Origin of the sequence: Pandoraea capi (genome assembly GCF_902459735.1) — a bacterium.
Taxonomy (GTDB): domain Bacteria; phylum Pseudomonadota; class Gammaproteobacteria; order Burkholderiales; family Burkholderiaceae; genus Pandoraea; species Pandoraea capi.
Genome location: NZ_CABPRV010000013.1, coordinates 48,408 through 65,714, shown reverse-complemented (window position 1 = coordinate 65,714; position 17,307 = coordinate 48,408). Strand labels below are relative to the sequence as shown.

Genomic DNA, 17,307 nt, shown 5'->3' with positions numbered 1-17,307 from the left:
CTTCAGCTCGATCACCCCACCGACCTAAATCGCGCCAGCGATTCGCGTGTCCCCATACGCCGCCAGATAGTTCGTGGCCACCGCCGCACCGAGCGACCATCCTACGATGACGGGCTGCCTCGCTCCCGACCCTGCGATCACAGCGGCCAGATCGTCTGCCCAACGGCGACCATCGGTGTAGGCGTCTGCACGTTCCGGCTTGCCCGACTGTCCATGCCCACGCAGATCGAACGTGATCAGACGGTAACGTTCCAGGAGCGGGCTACTCGTCTGCGCATCCCAGTTCAGATGACTGCCCAGCAATCCGCTCGGAGACGCAACGCAAGCGGCTGGCCGCGCTGGAGCAGCAGATTGCCGATCTGGAGCGTCGGCGGGCACGGTTGAGGAGCATGCTGATGGAAGATCGTGAAGCGACGGGAGATGCCGGGACGTCGTCACTCACCTAGCCGCACACGGGCGCATGGCGGCGCCATCCCCGCCTTTCGTCACTCGGTCGGGCGCATCAATACCGCAATGCCCGACTCGCCGATCCGATCAGAGGACAACAAAAAAGCGGCCGAAGCCGCTTTTTTGCACGTCGAGAAAAGCGCCGTCAGACAGCGTTTCATCTCACAGGAACTGCTTGCCGACCCACCACGCGATGGCGGCAATGAAGGCCGATGCCGGGATCGTCAGCACCCATGCCCAGACGATGTTGCCCGCGACACCCCAACGCACAGCGGACAGCTTGCGCGTGGCGCCCACCCCGACGATAGCGCCGGTAATGGTGTGCGTGGTCGAGACCGGTACACCAAGCCACGAGGCGAAGAACAGCGTGAACGCCCCGCCCGTCTCGGCGCAGAAACCGCCAACCGGCTTGAGCTTCGTGATCTTCTGCCCCATCGTGCGCACGATCCGCCAGCCGCCGAACATGGTGCCCAGACCGATCGCCAGATAGCAGCCGATGATCACCCACAGCGGCGGTTCAGCCGCTTCCTGCGGCCACAGACCGGCGGCGATCAGCAGCATCCAGATGATACCGATGGTCTTCTGTGCGTCGTTACCGCCGTGCCCCAGACTGTACATCCCGGCCGAAACCAGTTGCAGACGACGGAACCAGCGGTCCACACGTGCCGGTGGCGTGCGAAAAAACAGCCACGACACGAGCAGCATGAAGAACGAGCCGAGCACGAACCCGAGCAGCGGCGAAACGAAAATGAATGCCACGGTTTGCAGCAGACCGCTCGCGACGAGCGACCCCGTGCCCGCCTTGGCCACCGCGGCGCCGACCAGACCACCGATCAGGGCATGCGACGAGCTCGACGGAATACCGTAGTACCACGTGATGATGTTCCAGGCGATCGCACCGACGAGCGCACCGAAGATCACATAGTGGTCCACGATCTCGGGGTGTACCGTGCCCTTGCCCACCGTCGCCGCGACTTTCAGGTGAAAGACGAACAGCGCGATGACGTTGAACATGGCGGCGAAAGCCACCGCCTGATGCGGCTTGAGCACGCCCGTCGAGACGACCGTAGCGATCGAATTGGCGGCGTCGTGAAAACCGTTCATGAAGTCGAACAGGAGCGCCAGAACGACCAAGAGTCCGACCAGCCAGAGGCTGATGTGCAGCGTTGCCATCGAAAGTCTCCGCTCAGGCGTTTTCCAGCACAATGCCTTCGATGATGTTGGCAACGTCCTCGCACTTATCGGTCACCGATTCGAGCAATTCGGACACAGCCTTCTGCTTGATCAGCTCTTTCACGTCCGCCTCTTCGCGGAACAGCTTCGACAGCGATGCGCGCAGCAAACGATCGGCTTCCGATTCGAGGCCGTCGATCTCTTCGCAAAGCTTCAGGATATCGCGCGCGCGATCCATGTCGTTGAGCAGTGCGACCGTGCTTTGCACACGCTCGCAGCACTTCACGCAGATCTCGCCGAGCGTACGGGCCTCGCTCGGCACGCTCTTGATGTCGTACATCCAGACGGCCGTCGCCACGTCTTCCATCAGATCCAGGATGTCGTCCATGGTGCTGATCAGCTTATGGATCTCATCGCGGTCGAAAGGCGTGATGAACGTCTTGTGCATCAAGTCGATGGTCTCGTGCGTGATGCGATCCGCTTTCTTCTCGTTGTTCTGCACGGCAACGGTACGTGCCTCGGCGTTGGGCAGGTCGTTGAGCATGGTGGACAGCTCACGGCTGCCTGCCACCATGCACGCCGCGTGCTGGTTGAACAGGTCAAAGAACTTGCCCTCGGTGGGCATGAAGCGACCGAACATTATGGGGAAACTCCGGGTATTGATAGGGGACGGGTCGACACAAAAACGTCACATTCTACCTCGTCGGAGGCATACGTTACCGCACGCGCATCCGAACAGGTGGAAATCGGGCGTCAGTATTGTGGGCCGGCCAGATTGTCGAACTTCGTGTAGGCACCGATAAACGCCAGGCGCACGTGGCCGATAGGACCGTTACGCTGCTTCGCGATAATGATCTCGGCCGTGCCCTTGTCTGGGGTATCGGGGTTGTAGACTTCGTCGCGATAGATGAACAGGATGATGTCGGCATCCTGTTCGATAGCGCCCGATTCGCGCAAATCCGACATCACGGGACGCTTGTTGGGACGCTGTTCGAGACTTCGGTTCAGCTGCGAGAGCGCAATCACCGGCACGTTCAGCTCTTTGGCGAGGCCCTTGAGCGAACGCGAGATTTCGGAAATTTCAGTGGCGCGGTTCTCACCGCCGCCCGAGCCGCTCATCAGCTGAAGGTAATCGATGATGATCAGACCGAGCTTGCCGCACTGACGCGCCAGACGCCGCGCGCGCGCACGCAATTCCATCGGATTGAGCGCCGGCGTTTCGTCGACGAACAACTGCGTCTCGTTCATCTTCTGCATGGCATGCGTGAGCTTCGGCCAGTCTTCGTCGACCAGCTTGCCGGTACGCAGACGATGCTGATCGAGACGCCCCACCGAACCCAGCATACGCATGGCGAGCTGCGTGCCCGGCATTTCCATCGAGAACACGGCAACGGGCAACCCCTCCTCCACCGCGATGTGCTCGCCGATGTTCATCGAGAACGTCGTCTTACCCATCGACGGGCGGCCGGCCACGATGATCAGGTCGCCACCGTTGAAACCGGACGTCATGCGGTCGAGATCGACGAAGCCCGTCGGAATACCGGTGATGTCGCTACCGCCTTCGCGGTGGTACAGCTCGTCGATACGCTCGACAACCTGCGTGAGCAGCGGTTGCAGTTCGAGAAAGCCGCTCGTGCTGCGCGAGCCCTCTTCGGCGATGGCGAACACTTTCGCCTCCGCCTCGTCGAGCATCTGACGCACTTCCTTGCCTTGCGGATTGAAAGCATCCGAGGCAATTTCGTCGGCCACGGTCACGAGCTTGCGCAGCACCGCACGGTCGCGCACGATTTCGGCGTAACGACGGATGTTTGCCGCGCTTGGCGTGTTCTGCGCCAGTGCGTTCAGATAGGCGAGCCCGCCCACATCTTCGGCCTTGCCGGCGGAAGTGAGCGATTCGAAAACGGTGATGACGTCGGCAGGACGATCGCCGGAGATCAGGCGACCGATGTGCTGATAGATCTGTCGGTGGTCGTACCGATAGAAATCGTGTTCGGACAGGAAGTCGCCGATACGATCCCAGGCGCTGTTATCGAGCAGCAAACCGCCGAGCACGGATTGCTCCGCCTCGATGGAGTGCGGTGGCACCTTGAGTGAATCGAGCTGGGGATCGGGCGCGTTCATGCCGGGCATTATACCGTCCCCGCGATCCCGGTCAGCCCCGGCGAAATCCCGCTTGCGCGACGATTTTTCCGAGCGTGGTTTGTTCAGCAGTTTCCCTGGAGGCAGCATAAGGTGGCGCTATCGAACGGTGACGTGGATGGAGGCGAGCGCGCAACCGGAAGGCGGTCGGCGTAGATCGGCGTATGACCGGCAACCGGATCTTCCGGCGGCCATGCATGACGGAACAGCAACAGAACGGACAGACATAAAAAAACGGAAGCCGGTAGACCGACTTCCGTCTTTTATTCGCGTCGGGAAGCTGACGCGGGTACGACTTAGGCGTGCTCGCCCAGCACCGACACCGTGACGTCGATCACGACGTCCGTGTGCAGTGCCACTTGAACCGGGAAGTCACCCACGGTCTTGAGCGGGCCGTTCGGCAGACGCACTTGCATCTTCTCGACCTTGAAACCTTGGGTGCCCAGGGCTTCGGCGATGTCGAAGTTGGTGACCGAACCGAACAGACGACCGTCAACGCCGGCCTTCTGTGCGATCTGAACGGTCAGACCCGACAGCTTTTCGCCTTCGGCTTGCGCCGTAGCCAGCTTGTCGGCGGCAGCCTTTTCCAGTTCGGCGCGGCGAACTTCGAATTCGGCGATCGCGTCCTTGGTGGCGCGGCGAGCCTTCTTCGTCGGGATCAGGAAGTTACGTGCGAAACCGTCCTTGACCTTCACGATGTCGCCCAGGTTACCCAGGTTGACGACTTTTTCCAGCAGAATCACTTGCATTATCTATTCTCCTTCGTCGACTGGCGATTAAGCACCGTGCAGATCGGTGTACGGCAGCAGCGCCAGGAAACGCGCGCGCTTGATAGCCGTATCGAGCTGGCGCTGGTAGTGCGCCTTGGTGCCCGTCAGGCGAGCCGGGGTGATCTTGCCGTTGTCGCCGATGAAGTCCTTCAGCGTTTCGACATCCTTGTAATCGATCTGCTCGACACCGGCGACGGTGAAGCGGCAGAACTTCTTGCGCTTGAACAGCGGGTTTTGCTGTTGGCGGCGGCGATCAAACTTCTTGTTTTTACCGTTAGGACGCGGCATGTTCAACAATCCTTTTCAAATGCTTGCAATGCTGTGATGTGAAACACCAGGGTGCGGCTATTGCGATGCTTCTTTGCCAGAAACCCAGCCCACTGAGCCGGTTTCTCAAGTCCCAACGCCATGACTTTGGCACTGATGGGACCGATCGCAACTGCCGGTATCGAGAACTCGACCTGACGGGCTACGCCCGCCTCTTCGGCTGTTCCCTCGTGCGCCAGCGTGACATCGATGACGGGAAGCCCGGCCGGGGTGTAGCGCAGCGTGCCGATTTCGACGATGCTGGCCTCGAGCCGTAGGCGATTCACGCGGTCAATGTTTCCGTTGGCACCCTGATGCGTTCCGGTGCGCTAATTACGAAGCAGCAGCTTCGGTCGCGGGCGTCGCGACAGCCTTCTTGGCTTCTTCGCGGGCCACTTCCTTCATCATCGGCGACGGTGCGGTCTCAGCCTTCTTCATCTTGACGACGAGGTGGCGCAGAACGGCGTCGTTGAACTTGAATGCGTGTTCCAGCTCGTCCAGAGTTTCCTGGTCGCATTCGATGTTCATGCAAACGTAGTGAGCCTTGGCCAGCTTTTCGATCATGTAGGCCAGTTGACGACGGCCCCAGTCTTCGACGCGGTGGATCTTGCCCTGGCGGGACTCGACCGTGCCACGATAGCGTTCGATCATGGCAGGCACTTGCTCGCTCTGATCGGGGTGAACGATGAATACGATTTCATAATGACGCATATGTTGCTCCTTATGGACAAAGCTGCCTGGGCGTCAGAACCAGTGCAGCAAGGTTGCAGAACCCGCGATTCTAGCGGATTTCATGTCGATCATCAACACCCGTCCTATCGGTGCCCGCCACACGATGCTTTCCGGCGCCCTTCCCGGCCCCGTCCCCGTCCCTCTCGGTGGTGTCCTCACAGCCTTCCCATCACGTCAACCGTTCTCCAGCCAGTAGTTCGGACGCGCGTAAATCTGCCGCAACTGCTCGATGAAGAGCCGCACGCGGGCGGGCTGAAAGCGCTGCTGCGGATAGACGGCCAGAATGTCGTAGTCTGGCAGTGCGTATTCGTCCAGCACGGTTTCCAGCTCGCCTGACAACAGTTCGCGCTGAATCTCCCACGTCGAGCGCCAGCCGAGCCCTAGCCCTTCGAGCGCCCAGCGGTGCAGCAACTCCCCGTCGTTGCAATCGAGATTGCCCGCCACGCGTGTCGTCACCAGCTTGCCCTGCCGCTTGAAGTACCAGCCGCGTTGCTGTCCGCCTTGCAGATTGAACGCGAGGCAGTTGTGTTTGGCCAGATCCTCCAGCGTCTTGGGACGGCCGTGCCGTGCGAAATAAGCGGGCGTGCCGCACACCACACGCCGGTTCTGGGCGAGTTTGACGGCCACGAAGTTCGGATCGACCGAGCCGCCGATGCGGATCCCCATGTCGTAGCCTTCGCGCACGATGTCCACCACGCGGTCCGTCAGATTGAACGAGATCTGAACCTCCGGGTGCAGGCGCAGGAACGCGGGCGCGTGCGGCGCCACGTGCTTGCGACCGAACGCCGCCGGGGCGGACACGATCAGGTGACCGGAGACGGCATGCCGCCCGGCGCTGATCTCGTTCTCCGCCATGTCCCAGTCGCCGAGCAACTGTTTGCAACGCTCCAGAAAAGCGCCGCCCTCCTCCGAGAGCGCCAGGCGACGCGTGGAACGGTACATGAGCTTGATGCCGAGTCGCTTTTCGAGGGCGTCGATGCGCCGCCCGAGGATCACCGGCGAGACCCCCTCCTTGAGGGCTGCGGCGGCCAGACTGCCCGCCTCGGCCACCTGCACGAAGGTTTCAATTTGTTTGAAACGGTCCATCGCGTCTCCATTCGATACTTTTTGTTCTTAAAAAAACGATCTTTTGTGATCTTATCAAACAAATCGTACCGGCTTAAAGTGACCTCCAACAACGATTCACTATTACTCACTGGAGGAGTCACATGGCCAAGATGACCGCCGTAGAGGCCGCCGTCCGCGTGCTGGAGAAGGAAGGCATCACTACCGCATTCGGCGTTCCCGGCGCCGCCATCAACCCGTTCTATTCGGCACTGCGCAAGGCCGGCAGCGTCGAGCACGTGCTCGCACGCCACGTCGAAGGCGCCTCGCACATGGCCGAAGGCTACACCCGTGCGGAAGCCGGCAACATCGGCGTTTGTATCGGCACCTCGGGTCCGGCAGGCACGGACATGATTACCGGCCTGTACTCGGCACAAGCCGATTCGATTCCGATCCTTTGCATCACGGGTCAGGCACCGCGCGCCCGTCTGTACAAGGAAGATTTCCAGGCTGTCGACATCGAGTCGATCGCCAAGCCTGTCACCAAGTGGGCCGTGACGGTGCGTGAACCCGCGCTCGTGCCGCGCGTGTTCCAGCAGGCGTTCCATCTGATGCGCTCGGGCCGTCCGGGTCCGGTGCTGATCGATCTGCCGTTCGACGTGCAGGTCGCCGAGATCGAATTCGATCCCGAAACGTATGAACCGCTGCCGGTGTACAAGCCTGCGGCCACGCGTGCCCAGATCGAGAAGGCGATTCAGATGCTGGTCGCCTCCGAGCGTCCGCTGATCGTCTCGGGTGGCGGCGTGATCAACGCCGACGCCGCCGATCTGCTCGTCGAGTTCGCAGAGACGGTCAACGTGCCGGTCGTGCCGACGCTCATGGGCTGGGGCACCATCGCCGACGACCATCCGCTTATGGCGGGCATGGTCGGTCTGCAAACGTCGCACCGCTTCGGCAACGCGACGATGCTCGCCTCCGATTTCGTGATGGGTATCGGCAACCGCTGGGCGAACCGCCACACCGGTAGCGTGGATGTCTTCACCAAGGGTCGCAAGTTCGTGCACGTCGATATCGAGCCGACGCAAATCGGTCGCGTGTTCGGCCCCGATTACGGCATCGTCTCCGACGCCAAGGCGGCACTGACCCTGTTCGTAGAAGTCGCCAAGGAACTGAAGGCCGCGGGCCGTCTGCCGGACCGTTCGCAATGGGTCGCCGATTGCCAGAAGCGCAAGCGCACCATGCTGCGTCGTACCGATTTCGATCAGGTGCCGATCAAGCCGCAACGCGTGTATCAGGAAATGAACGCGTTCTTCGGCCGCGACGTGCGCTACGTCTCGACCATCGGTCTGTCGCAGATCGCCGCTGCGCAGTTCCTGCACGTGAACAAGCCGCGCCACTGGATCAACTGCGGTCAGGCCGGCCCGCTGGGCTGGACGGTGCCGGCAGCCATCGGCGCGAAGGTCGCATCGCCGTCGTCGGACGTCGTGGCGATCTCGGGCGACTACGACTTCCAGTTCATGATCGAAGAGCTGGCCGTGGCTGCCCAGTTTAAGGTGCCGTATATCCACGTCGTGGTGAACAACTCGTACCTGGGTCTGATCCGTCAGGCGCAGCGCAATTTCGACATGGACTACTGCGTGCAGCTCGCGTTCGAGAACGTGAACTCGCCGGAATTGAACGGTTATGGCGTGGATCACGTGAAGGTGGCCGAAGGCCTCGGCGTGAAGGCCATCCGCGTGTTCCAGCCGAACGACATTCAGCCGGCGCTGGCTCAGGCCCGCAAGCTGATGGCCGAGTTCTCGGTGCCGGTGATCGTGGAAGTGATTCTCGAGCGCGTGACCAACATTGCGATGGGCACGGAAATCAACAACGTCAATGAGTTCGAAGAAATCATCGACGTCGTGGAAGAAGACGACGCAGTGTCGGCCTAAGTCCGCCAGCACTGCCAACGGTTTGCGGGGCGCGTGCGTCCCCTCCGCTTTCGGCTAGACCCCGTAACGGCCAAAGCACGCGCTCCGCAATCCAGCAGCACCGAGCCACATCAAGCAATACCACGCAATACCTGGCGACACCCAGTCGTACCCCGGCTCACCCAAGCATCACCCTTGTATCGAATCGTCGAAACCACCCCCTAAAAAAGAGAGAGGAGTCAGCGCAATGCCGAAATTTGCCGCCAACCTGACCATGCTGTTCAACGAGGTGCCGTTCCTCGACCGCTTCAAGGCGGCCGCCGCAGCGGGCTTTCGCGGCGTGGAGTTTCTGTTCCCCTACGCGTTTCACCGCGACCAGATCGCCGACAAGCTGAACCAGTATCAGCTCGACCTCGTGCTGCACAACCTGCCCGCCGGTAACTGGGATGCGGGCGAGCGCGGCATCGCCATCTTCCCGGATCGCGTGGCCGAGTTCCGCGACGGCGTGGGCGAAGCCATCACCTACGCCAAGGCGCTCGGCGTGAAGCAACTGAACTGCCTCGTGGGCAAGCAAAGCGCCGACCTGTCGACGCAAGCCGCCACGGAAACGCTCGTGGGCAACCTGCGCTTCGCCGCCGACGCCCTGAAAGCCGAAGGCATCCGTCTGCTGGTCGAGCCGATCAACACGTACGACATTCCCGGCTTCTTCGTGAACCGGACGAAGCAGGCACTGGAGATTTTCGACGCCGTCGGCTCGGACAATCTGTTCCTGCAATACGACATCTATCACATGCAGCGCATGGAAGGCGAACTGGCCAAGACCATCGAGACGAATCTGGCGCGCATCGCTCACGTGCAACTCGCGGACAACCCGGGCCGCAACGAACCGGGCACGGGCGAAATCAACTACGCGTACCTGTTTGCGTTCCTCGATCGCATTGGCTATCAGGGCTGGATCGGCTGCGAGTACAAGCCCGCGACGACCACGACCGACGGCCTCGGCTGGTTCAAGGCTGCGGGCCTGCGCGAAGCCGCCTGAGCGGCACGAACGCACGAGCCTGACCCGCACACCCCCGGTTCAACCGCACCTCGCCTCCCCCGGCGCAGTGCGCAAGACATGACGGTGACGGCGCATCCGGTGCGTCGCGCCGCCCGACCGGGTTTCGACGAGGAAGGGCCCCGCCGGCCGCATGCAGGGGGCATGCGGCCGGAGTCCGGGGGACGCGTCAATCACAAGGCATGCACGGCATCGATGCCGCTCACGCCTTGGCGCCCTGCTCGTCCGGCGCCCGGCAACAACACTTCAAACTTTGGCAACAAGGAGTCTCGAAATGGCACAACTCGGTTTTATTGGTCTGGGCATCATGGGCGCGCCGATGGCAAAGCATCTGCAAAACGCCGGTCACAAGCTGTTCCTGTACGAGCGCCGCACGCCCCCGCAAGACCTGATCGATGGTCAGGCCACCGTCTGCACGTCGGCCAAGGAAGTCGCCAAGCGCGCCGATATCGTGTTCGTGATGGTGCCCGACACCCCTGACGTCGGCGCCGTGCTGTTCGGTCAGGACGGTCTGGCCGAAGGCCTCTCCGCCGGCAAGATCGTCGTCGACATGAGCTCGATCTCGCCGATCGAAACCAAGGAATACGCCAAGAAGATCAAGGCACTCGGCTGCGAATACCTCGACGCACCGGTCTCGGGCGGCGAAGTGGGCGCGAAGGCCGCGTCGCTGTCGATCATGGTCGGCGGCTCGCAAGCCGCGTTCGACGACGTGAAGCCGTTCTTCGAACTCATGGGCAAGAACATCACGCTCGTGGGCGAAAGCGGCGCAGGCCAGACGTGCAAGGTCGCCAACCAGATCGTGGTCGCCCTGACGATCGAAGCCGTGGGCGAAGCCCTGCTGTTCGCCTCGAAGGCCGGTGCCGATCCCGCCAAGGTTCGTGCAGCGCTGATGGGCGGCTTTGCATCGTCGCGCATTCTGGAAGTGCACGGCGAGCGCATGGTCAAGCGTAACTTCGAGCCGGGCTTCCGTATCGCCCTGCACCAGAAGGATCTGAACCTGGCGCTTCAGACGGCGAAGACCCTCGGCGTGTCGCTGCCGAACACGGCCACCGCGCAAGAACTGTTCAACGCCTGTGCCGCCAACGGTGGCGCAGCGTGGGATCACTCGGGCATGGTGCGTGCGCTGGAAATGCTCGCGAACCATACCGTCGCGTAATCCGGCAGACCATCAAAGGAACGACAGGCGCCCGTCGGCCGTAACGCCGTCATGCGTGGCATGGCGGCATGGCGGGTGTCGCACCGCGTAGTTCGCGAGAAGACGAAGCAAACGGCTGACAGAAAAAAGCCGTCCGCAGGCAAAAAAGCAGGGAGAAGTGAGAGAAGTACCAGAGTGTACTGGCGAGGACGTCCACAGACGCCCTGCCGAGCGTCACGGCGCGAGTCGAGCGAAAGTGCGACTGGCGCCGTATTTTTTTGATCAGTACTCGTCGAACAGACTCTGCATGCGCTCGCGCGGCACACCGGCCTGCAACGCCAGCATCAGCAGCACGCGCGCCTTGTACGGATGCAGATTGCCGGTGCTCACGAAGCCGTACTGATCGTCCGGCGCGGCACCGTTATGCATCACGTGGCCGCTGCCCACACGCGACGCGCGCACGACCGTCACCCCGCGCTGCACCGCCTCGGCCAGCGCCTGTTGCAGCAACAAGTGCAGCGAACCATTACCGGTGCCTGCGACCACGATGCCTTGCACACCGGCTTCCACCAGCGCATCGACGGCAATGCGCGACACACCCGCATAGCTCGACACCACTTCCACCGCCGGCAATTCGCCGGACAAGCCGACGAACTCGCTCTCGACGGTGTGGTATTGCAGCGGTTCCCGCTGAAACGCAACGCGTTCGTCCTGCACCCAGCCGAGCACGCCGATTTCCGGCGAGTGAAACGCATCGACCTTGTAGGTGCTCGTCTTGATGACGTCGCGCGCGCAGTGAATCTGGTTGTTGATGGCGACCATCACGCCGCGCCCGCCCGAGATCGGATCGGTCGCCACGCGCACAGCGTTGAGCAGATTGAGCGGACCGTCGGCCGAGAGTGCCGTGGCCGGACGCATCGCCGCCGTCAGCACGACGGGCTTGCGGCTGTTGATCGTCAGATGCAGGTAATACGCGGTCTCTTCGAGCGTATCGGTGCCGTGCGTAATCACGGCGCCAGCCACATCAGGCTGCGCGAGCAAGGCGTTCACGCGTGCGGCGAGCTTCTGCCACAGCGACATGCTCATGTCCTTGCTGTCGATCTGCGCGACCTGTTCCGCGTGAATATGCGCGACGTTGCCCAGCGCGGGCACGGCGGCGAGCAGGTCCTGAACACCGAGCGCCCCGGCCTGATAACCGGCGGTGCGCGTGGCGTCGGCCGCGCTGCCCGCGATCGTGCCGCCCGTGGCGAGCAGCGCAATGCGCGGCAGCTCACCGGAGGACACGGTGTAGTGAGGAATCGGGTTGAATGAGGTCAAGGTCATGCCAGCGATTGTATCCAATACTGCCCCGCTTCCCAATCGCTGAAAATATCGATCCCGCCACGAGAGCGGGATCCGGCTTCAGGGGGCCATTCAAGCCGCGAATTCCAGCGCTTCGCGCAGTTGTGTCGAGATTTCCTGCTCCTTGAGCGCCGGTGCGAGCATCTCAATGAACCGATAAGCATACGAGCGCAGGAACGCCCCGCGACGCAGGCCGATACGCGTGGTGCTGGGCTCGAACGCGTTGTCCAGCTCCAGCACCGCCAGATCCTGGTCCTTGCGCGGGTCGACGGCCATCGCCGCCACGATCCCCACGCCCAGCCCCAGTTCCACGTACGTCTTGATGACATCCGTATCAAGCGCGGTGAGCACGATATCCGGCACCAGTCCCTGATCGGTGAACGCCTTGTCCACGTGCGAGCGTCCGGTGAAATCGCCGTCATACGTGATGATCGGATATTCGGCGATGTCGGCGAGCGTCACGTTCTCGCGGCCCACAAGCGGGTGGTCCTTCGGCACGACCGCCACGTGGTGCCATGAATAGCACGGGAACGTGACGATATCGGGAAAGCGGTCGAGCGCCTCGGTCGTGATACCGATGTCGGCTTCGCCGTCGATGACCATCTGCGCAATCTGGCGCGGGCTGCCCTGGCGCAGCGCCAGATGCACCTTCGGGTAGACGCTGGTGAACTGCTTGATCACCTGCGGCAACGCGTAACGCGCCTGCGTGTGGGTCGTGGCCACGACGAGATGCCCGCTGTCCTGATCCGCGAACTGGCGCGCCACGCGGCGCAGGTTCTCGGCGTCGAGCAGCATGCGCTCGATCAGTTGCAGCACCGCCTTGCCCGGCTCGGTCAGGCCGGTGAGGCGCTTGCCGCGACGCACGAACACGTCCACACCGAGTTCGTCTTCCAGATCCTTGATCTGCTTGCTCACGCCCGACTGCGACGTGTACAGCGCACTCGCCGCTTCCGTCAGATTAAGGTTCTGGCGCACCGCTTCGCGCACGTAGCGCAATTGCTGGAAATTCATGATCTAACTCCGCCCTGTTACTTGTCTGTCCATGACGTCGACGATGTCTGCCACGTCTGTTTGAATACGTACAACTTGTTGTCCTGTCGATCGATGCCGCCCGACATCACGCAATGTCATGCAACGTCACCGTGTGCGGCCCCTTGCCTGCGACTCCCACCGGCAACTCATGCCTGCGCAGAGAACACCCGCAACTGACGCGGCACGGCGCGCACCGGGGTGCCGGCATCCGCGCCGAGCGCCTTCCAGCCCGAGCGCGTGAGTTCGGCTTCCCACACGGCGTCGCCGGGCGCGGCAAGCTCCACGCGCACGGTGCCGCCCAGCGGAATCGCGCGACGCACGGCCACGTCGATCCCCGGACCGCCATCGTTCGCATTGACCAGCGCCAGATCGTGCGGACGCACATACGCAATTGCCCGCCCGTCCTGCGGCACCGCCGGCAAGTCGTCTTTGTGCACCGTCACGCGGTACTGGCCCGCATCGGCAATGAAATCGTGCGTCTGCAACTCACCCGAGAGCCGGTTCGCCGCGCCGAGAAACTCGTAGACGAACGCACTTTCCGGCGTGTCATAGACATCCTGCGGCGCGCCGATCTGTTCGACCTTGCCGCGATTCATCAGCACGATGCGATCGGCGACTTCGAGCGCCTCTTCCTGATCGTGCGTGACGAAAATCGTCGTGATGTGCAGCTCGTCATGCAAACGGCGCAGCCAGCTGCGCAACTCCTTGCGCACCTTGGCGTCGAGCGCGCCGAACGGCTCGTCGAGCAGCAGCACTTTCGGCTCCACCGCAAGCGCACGGGCCAGCGCGATACGCTGACGCTGGCCACCGGATAGTTCCGCCGGATAGTGATCGGCCAGCCAGTCCAGTTGCACCAGACCAAGCAACTCATGCACCTTGGCACGGATCTGGGCATCGGACAGACGATCGCGGCGCGACTTCACACGCAGACCGAATGCCACGTTCTCGAACACCGTCATGTGACGGAACAGCGCGTAGTGCTGAAACACGAAACCGACCTGGCGCTCACGCGTGCCCACGGACGCCACGTCCTCACCATTGAGCACCACGCGCCCGGCATCGGCGAATTCCAGCCCGGCAACGATGCGCAGCAGCGTGGTCTTGCCGCAGCCCGACGGCCCGAGCAGCGCGACCAGTTCGCCGGTCGGGAATTCGAGACTGACGTCGTCGAGCGCGTTGAAGTCGCCGAAGCGTTTCGAAACCTGTTGTACCTGGATGCTCATTGTCTTGCTCCTCGATGCTTGATCTGACGATGCCGGAGATGGCGCTTCAGGCCTGCACGGCGTCTGCACGACGCGCCGCCTTGTCCTGCGCCAGCTTGTGTTCGGCCCAGAGCTTCAAGGCCAGCGTTGCCAATGCCAGCAGCGCGAGAATCGACGCCGCCGCAAAAGCCCCTACCGTGTGGTAGTCGTTGTATTCAATTTCCACGTGCAGCGGCAGCGTGTTCGTCTCACCGCGGATATGGCCCGAGACAACGGACACCGCGCCGAACTCGCCCATCGCACGGGCATTACACAGAATCACGCCGTACAGCAGACCCCATTTGATCTTCGGCAGCGTCACGCGCGTGAACACCTGCCAGCCGCTCGCGCCCAGCACGCGCGCCGCCTCTTCTTCTTCGCTGCCCTGCGCCTGCATCAGTGGAATCAGTTCACGTGCGACGAACGGGAACGTGACGAACACCGTCGCGAGCACCAGCCCCGGCAATGCAAACACGATCTTCAGGTTGTGCGCGTCGAGAAAATCCCACAGCGGCCCCTGACGTCCGAAGATCAGCAGGAATGTCAGCCCGGCCACGACCGGTGATACGGAAAACGGCAGGTCGATGAGCGTGGTCAGTACGCTCTTGCCCCGGAATTCGAAGCGCGCGATCGCCCACGATGCCGCGACCCCGAACACCAGATTCAGCGGTACGGCGATCACCGCGATCAACAGCGTCAGGCGGATGGCCGACAGCGCGTCGTCGTTGGTCAGGCCATCCCAGTAAGCGGCGACCCCCTTGCCTAGCGCCGTGACGAACACCGAGGCGAGCGGCAGCACGAGAAACAGCGCGAAGAACAGCAGCGCTACGCCGATGAGAATGGCCTTGACGAACGCGGGCTCGTCGGTCGGATCGGATTGGCGTGCCTTGGCGGTTTGCGGCAAGGCGCGCGACAGTGTGAGTGAATCGGACATGATCGAAACGTTCTCTTCGAAGGCGGACCGGGTTGTGCGTGATCTGTGTGTTGTGCCTGGTGACGTCAGCCAGTTACAAACCGCTGGCACGACGGCCCGAATGACGACGTTGCAGCCACCATTGCAGGGTATTGATGAGCAACAGCAGCACGAACGAGATCAGCAGCATGACCACGGCGAGCGCCGCCGCGCCGGCAAAGTCATATTGTTCGAGCTTGGTGATGATCAGCAGCGACGTGATCTCGGAGACCATCGGGATGTTGCCCGCGATGAAAATGACCGAGCCGTACTCGCCGACGGCACGTGCAAACGCCAGCGCAAAACCCGTCAGCAACGCCGGCAACACCGCCGGGAGAATCACGTGACGCAGCGTCTGCCAGCGCGTGGCCCCAAGGCAGGCCGCCGCTTCTTCCTGCTCGCGCTCGAACTCTTCGAGCACCGGTTGCAGCGTGCGCACGACGAACGGCAGACCGATGAAGGTCAGCGCCACGAAAATACCCAGCGGCGTGAAGGCGATCTTGATACCGAGCGGTTCGAACCAGCGTCCGACCCAGCCGTTAGGCGCGTAGATCGCGGCGAGCACGATGCCCGCCACCGAAGTCGGCAACGCGAACGGCAGGTCGATCAGCGCATCGACGAAGCGCTTGCCCGGGAACGTGTAGCGCACCAGCACCCACGCCAGGATGAAACCGAACACGGCGTTGAGCGACGCCGCCGCGAGCGAGATGCCGAACGTGAGGCGGTACGACGCCAGCACGCGCGGCGAACTCACGGCGGTGACGAAACTCGCCCAGTCGAGCGAGCTTGCCTTGATGAAGACCATCAGCAACGGCACCAGCACCACAAGGCTCAGGTACGCGACGGTGTAGCCCATCGTCAGGCCAAAGCCCGGCAAGGCACTTGGCTTACGCCACAGAGGAAAGAGTGCGGTACTCATGCGAAGGTCCCTGCCTGATTACTTCTTGGTGTAGATCTGGTCGAAGATGCCGCCGTCGGCGAAGTGCTTGGCCTGCGTCTTCGTCCAGCCGCCCAGATCGGCGTCGACCGTATAGAGCTTGAGCTTCGGATACTGCGCCTCATACTTCTTGGCGATTTCCGGCGAACGCGGACGATAGAAGTGCTTCGCGGCGATTTCCTGACCTTGCGGCGAGTACAGCCATTGCAGATAGGCTTCGGCGGCCTTGCGGGTACCGTGCTTGTCCACGTTCTTGTCGACGATGGCCACCGGCGGCTCCGTCAGGATCGATGACGACGGCACCACGATGTCGAACTTGTCCGGACCGAGATCCTTCACCGACAGCAGCGCTTCGTTTTCCCAGGCGATCAGCACATCGCCGATGCCACGCTCCACGAAGGTCGTGGTCGCCCCACGCGCGCCCGAATCCAGCACGCCGACGTTCTTATAGATCGCCCCCACGAATTCCTTTGCCTTCTGCTCATTACCGCCCGGTTGCTTGAGCGCGTAGAGCCAGGCCGCGAGGTAGTTCCAGCGAGCGCCGGCCGACGTCTTCGGGTTCGGCGTCACCACGCTGATGCCCGGCTTGGCGAGGTCGTTCCAGTCCTTGATGTTCTTGGGGTTGCCCTTGCGCACCAGCAGCACGATGGTCGACGTGTACGGCGTGGCGTTGTCCGGCAGACGCTTCTGCCAGTCCTTGTTCACGAGGCCGGCGGAAGCCAGTTCATCGATGTCGGCCGAGATGCCGAGCGTGACGACGTCGGCGGGTGCGCCATCGAGCACGGTACGGGCCTGCTTGCCCGAGCCGCCGTGCGAGGCCTTCACCGTCACCGTGTCGCCGGAGACTTGCTTGTAATGGGCTTCGAAAGCCTTGTTGTAATCGGCGTACAGCTCGCGCGTCGGGTCGTACGACACGTTGAGCAGCGACAGGCTTGCGGCCTGCGCCTGAATCGTCATGCCGGCGGCCAATGTCAGACCGCCCAGCGCGACTACCAGCTTCTTAGCTTTCCATCCCCGTGCTGCTTTGCTCATGACTTGCACTCCTTGTTTGCTTCTCGTGTGTAGGAGGCCAGTCTATGAGTCCGTCTAAA

18 protein-coding genes and 1 pseudogene are annotated in these 17,307 nt (G+C 62.4%); 3 read left to right on the top strand and 16 right to left on the bottom strand.

Features of this window, described 5'->3' with window-relative positions:
* Positions 1-24: 24 nt before the first annotated feature.
* The 9 genes from PCA20602_RS26315 to PCA20602_RS22205 all read right to left on the bottom strand — a co-directional run bounded on the left by PCA20602_RS26315 (position 25) and on the right by PCA20602_RS22205 (position 6,653).
* Positions 25-303, bottom strand: a complete 279-nt coding sequence (locus PCA20602_RS26315; RefSeq protein WP_343032115.1) for an alpha/beta fold hydrolase — start codon at positions 301-303, stop codon at positions 25-27.
* Positions 304-609: 306 nt separating this feature from the next.
* A complete protein-coding gene (locus PCA20602_RS22240; RefSeq protein ID WP_044455536.1) occupies positions 610-1,620 on the bottom strand; it encodes an inorganic phosphate transporter in 1,011 nt (336 codons plus the stop codon).
* Positions 1,621-1,633: 13 nt separating this feature from the next.
* On the bottom strand, positions 1,634-2,260 hold the full coding sequence (locus tag PCA20602_RS22235) for a DUF47 domain-containing protein (protein ID WP_150723053.1): 627 nt from the start codon (positions 2,258-2,260) through the stop codon (positions 1,634-1,636).
* 113 nt (positions 2,261-2,373) lie between these two features.
* Positions 2,374-3,741, bottom strand: coding sequence for a replicative DNA helicase (locus PCA20602_RS22230; RefSeq protein ID WP_069345023.1), 1,368 nt, complete (start codon positions 3,739-3,741; stop codon positions 2,374-2,376).
* A 314-nt stretch (positions 3,742-4,055) separates the two neighbouring features.
* Entirely contained in the window at positions 4,056-4,508 is a 453-nt protein-coding gene (rplI, locus tag PCA20602_RS22225; protein WP_069344921.1) for a 50S ribosomal protein L9, read from the bottom strand.
* A 27-nt stretch (positions 4,509-4,535) separates the two neighbouring features.
* Positions 4,536-4,817 (bottom strand): 30S ribosomal protein S18, encoded by a 282-nt coding sequence (gene rpsR, locus PCA20602_RS22220; RefSeq protein WP_010803800.1) that lies wholly within the window; start codon positions 4,815-4,817, stop codon positions 4,536-4,538.
* Between the two features lie 2 nt (positions 4,818-4,819).
* On the bottom strand, positions 4,820-5,122 hold the full coding sequence (gene priB, locus PCA20602_RS22215) for a primosomal replication protein N (protein ID WP_044455532.1): 303 nt from the start codon (positions 5,120-5,122) through the stop codon (positions 4,820-4,822).
* 46 nt (positions 5,123-5,168) lie between these two features.
* Complete coding sequence (gene rpsF, locus PCA20602_RS22210) at positions 5,169-5,546, bottom strand: 30S ribosomal protein S6 (RefSeq protein ID WP_150723052.1); 378 nt, start codon at positions 5,544-5,546, stop codon at positions 5,169-5,171.
* 195 nt (positions 5,547-5,741) lie between these two features.
* Positions 5,742-6,653, bottom strand: a complete 912-nt coding sequence (locus tag PCA20602_RS22205) for a LysR family transcriptional regulator (RefSeq protein WP_150723051.1) — start codon at positions 6,651-6,653, stop codon at positions 5,742-5,744.
* A 122-nt stretch (positions 6,654-6,775) separates the two neighbouring features.
* On the opposite strand from PCA20602_RS22205, the gene gcl reads away from it, so the two are divergent.
* From gcl to PCA20602_RS22190, 3 genes are all read left to right on the top strand, one after another.
* Positions 6,776-8,542: a glyoxylate carboligase gene (gene gcl / locus PCA20602_RS22200; RefSeq protein WP_069344919.1), complete on the top strand. Its 1,767-nt coding sequence runs from the start codon at positions 6,776-6,778 to the stop codon at positions 8,540-8,542.
* A 226-nt stretch (positions 8,543-8,768) separates the two neighbouring features.
* Entirely contained in the window at positions 8,769-9,560 is a 792-nt protein-coding gene (hyi, locus tag PCA20602_RS22195) for a hydroxypyruvate isomerase (RefSeq protein WP_150723050.1), read from the top strand.
* Positions 9,561-9,711: 151 nt separating this feature from the next.
* Entirely contained in the window at positions 9,712-10,734 is a 1,023-nt protein-coding gene (locus tag PCA20602_RS22190) for a 2-hydroxy-3-oxopropionate reductase (protein ID WP_256388793.1), read from the top strand.
* 261 nt (positions 10,735-10,995) lie between these two features.
* Here the strand turns inward: PCA20602_RS22190 and PCA20602_RS22185 are convergent, their stop codons facing one another.
* From PCA20602_RS22185 to PCA20602_RS22160, 7 genes and pseudogenes are all read right to left on the bottom strand, one after another.
* Positions 10,996-12,036 carry an asparaginase gene (locus PCA20602_RS22185; protein ID WP_150723049.1) on the bottom strand — a complete coding sequence of 347 codons (1,041 nt, stop codon included), beginning with the start codon at positions 12,034-12,036 and terminating at the stop codon, positions 10,996-10,998.
* Positions 12,037-12,126: 90 nt separating this feature from the next.
* A complete protein-coding gene (locus PCA20602_RS22180) occupies positions 12,127-13,065 on the bottom strand; it encodes a CysB family HTH-type transcriptional regulator (RefSeq protein WP_069344915.1) in 939 nt (312 codons plus the stop codon).
* Between the two features lie 167 nt (positions 13,066-13,232).
* On the bottom strand, positions 13,233-13,469 hold the full coding sequence (locus PCA20602_RS26430) for a TOBE-like domain-containing protein (protein ID WP_425495706.1): 237 nt from the start codon (positions 13,467-13,469) through the stop codon (positions 13,233-13,235).
* A 104-nt stretch (positions 13,470-13,573) separates the two neighbouring features.
* Positions 13,574-14,309: pseudogene (locus PCA20602_RS22175) on the bottom strand (sulfate/molybdate ABC transporter ATP-binding protein); the annotation flags it as partial.
* A gap of 46 nt (positions 14,310-14,355) precedes the next feature.
* A complete protein-coding gene (gene cysW, locus PCA20602_RS22170) occupies positions 14,356-15,261 on the bottom strand; it encodes a sulfate ABC transporter permease subunit CysW (RefSeq protein ID WP_150723047.1) in 906 nt (301 codons plus the stop codon).
* Positions 15,262-15,334: 73 nt separating this feature from the next.
* Complete coding sequence (gene cysT / locus PCA20602_RS22165) at positions 15,335-16,198, bottom strand: sulfate ABC transporter permease subunit CysT (RefSeq protein ID WP_069344912.1); 864 nt, start codon at positions 16,196-16,198, stop codon at positions 15,335-15,337.
* An 18-nt stretch (positions 16,199-16,216) separates the two neighbouring features.
* The gene (locus tag PCA20602_RS22160) at positions 16,217-17,248 is read right to left on the bottom strand and encodes a sulfate ABC transporter substrate-binding protein (RefSeq protein WP_150723046.1); all 1,032 of its coding nucleotides are present in this window, start codon (positions 17,246-17,248) and stop codon (positions 16,217-16,219) included.
* Positions 17,249-17,307 lie beyond the last annotated feature (59 nt).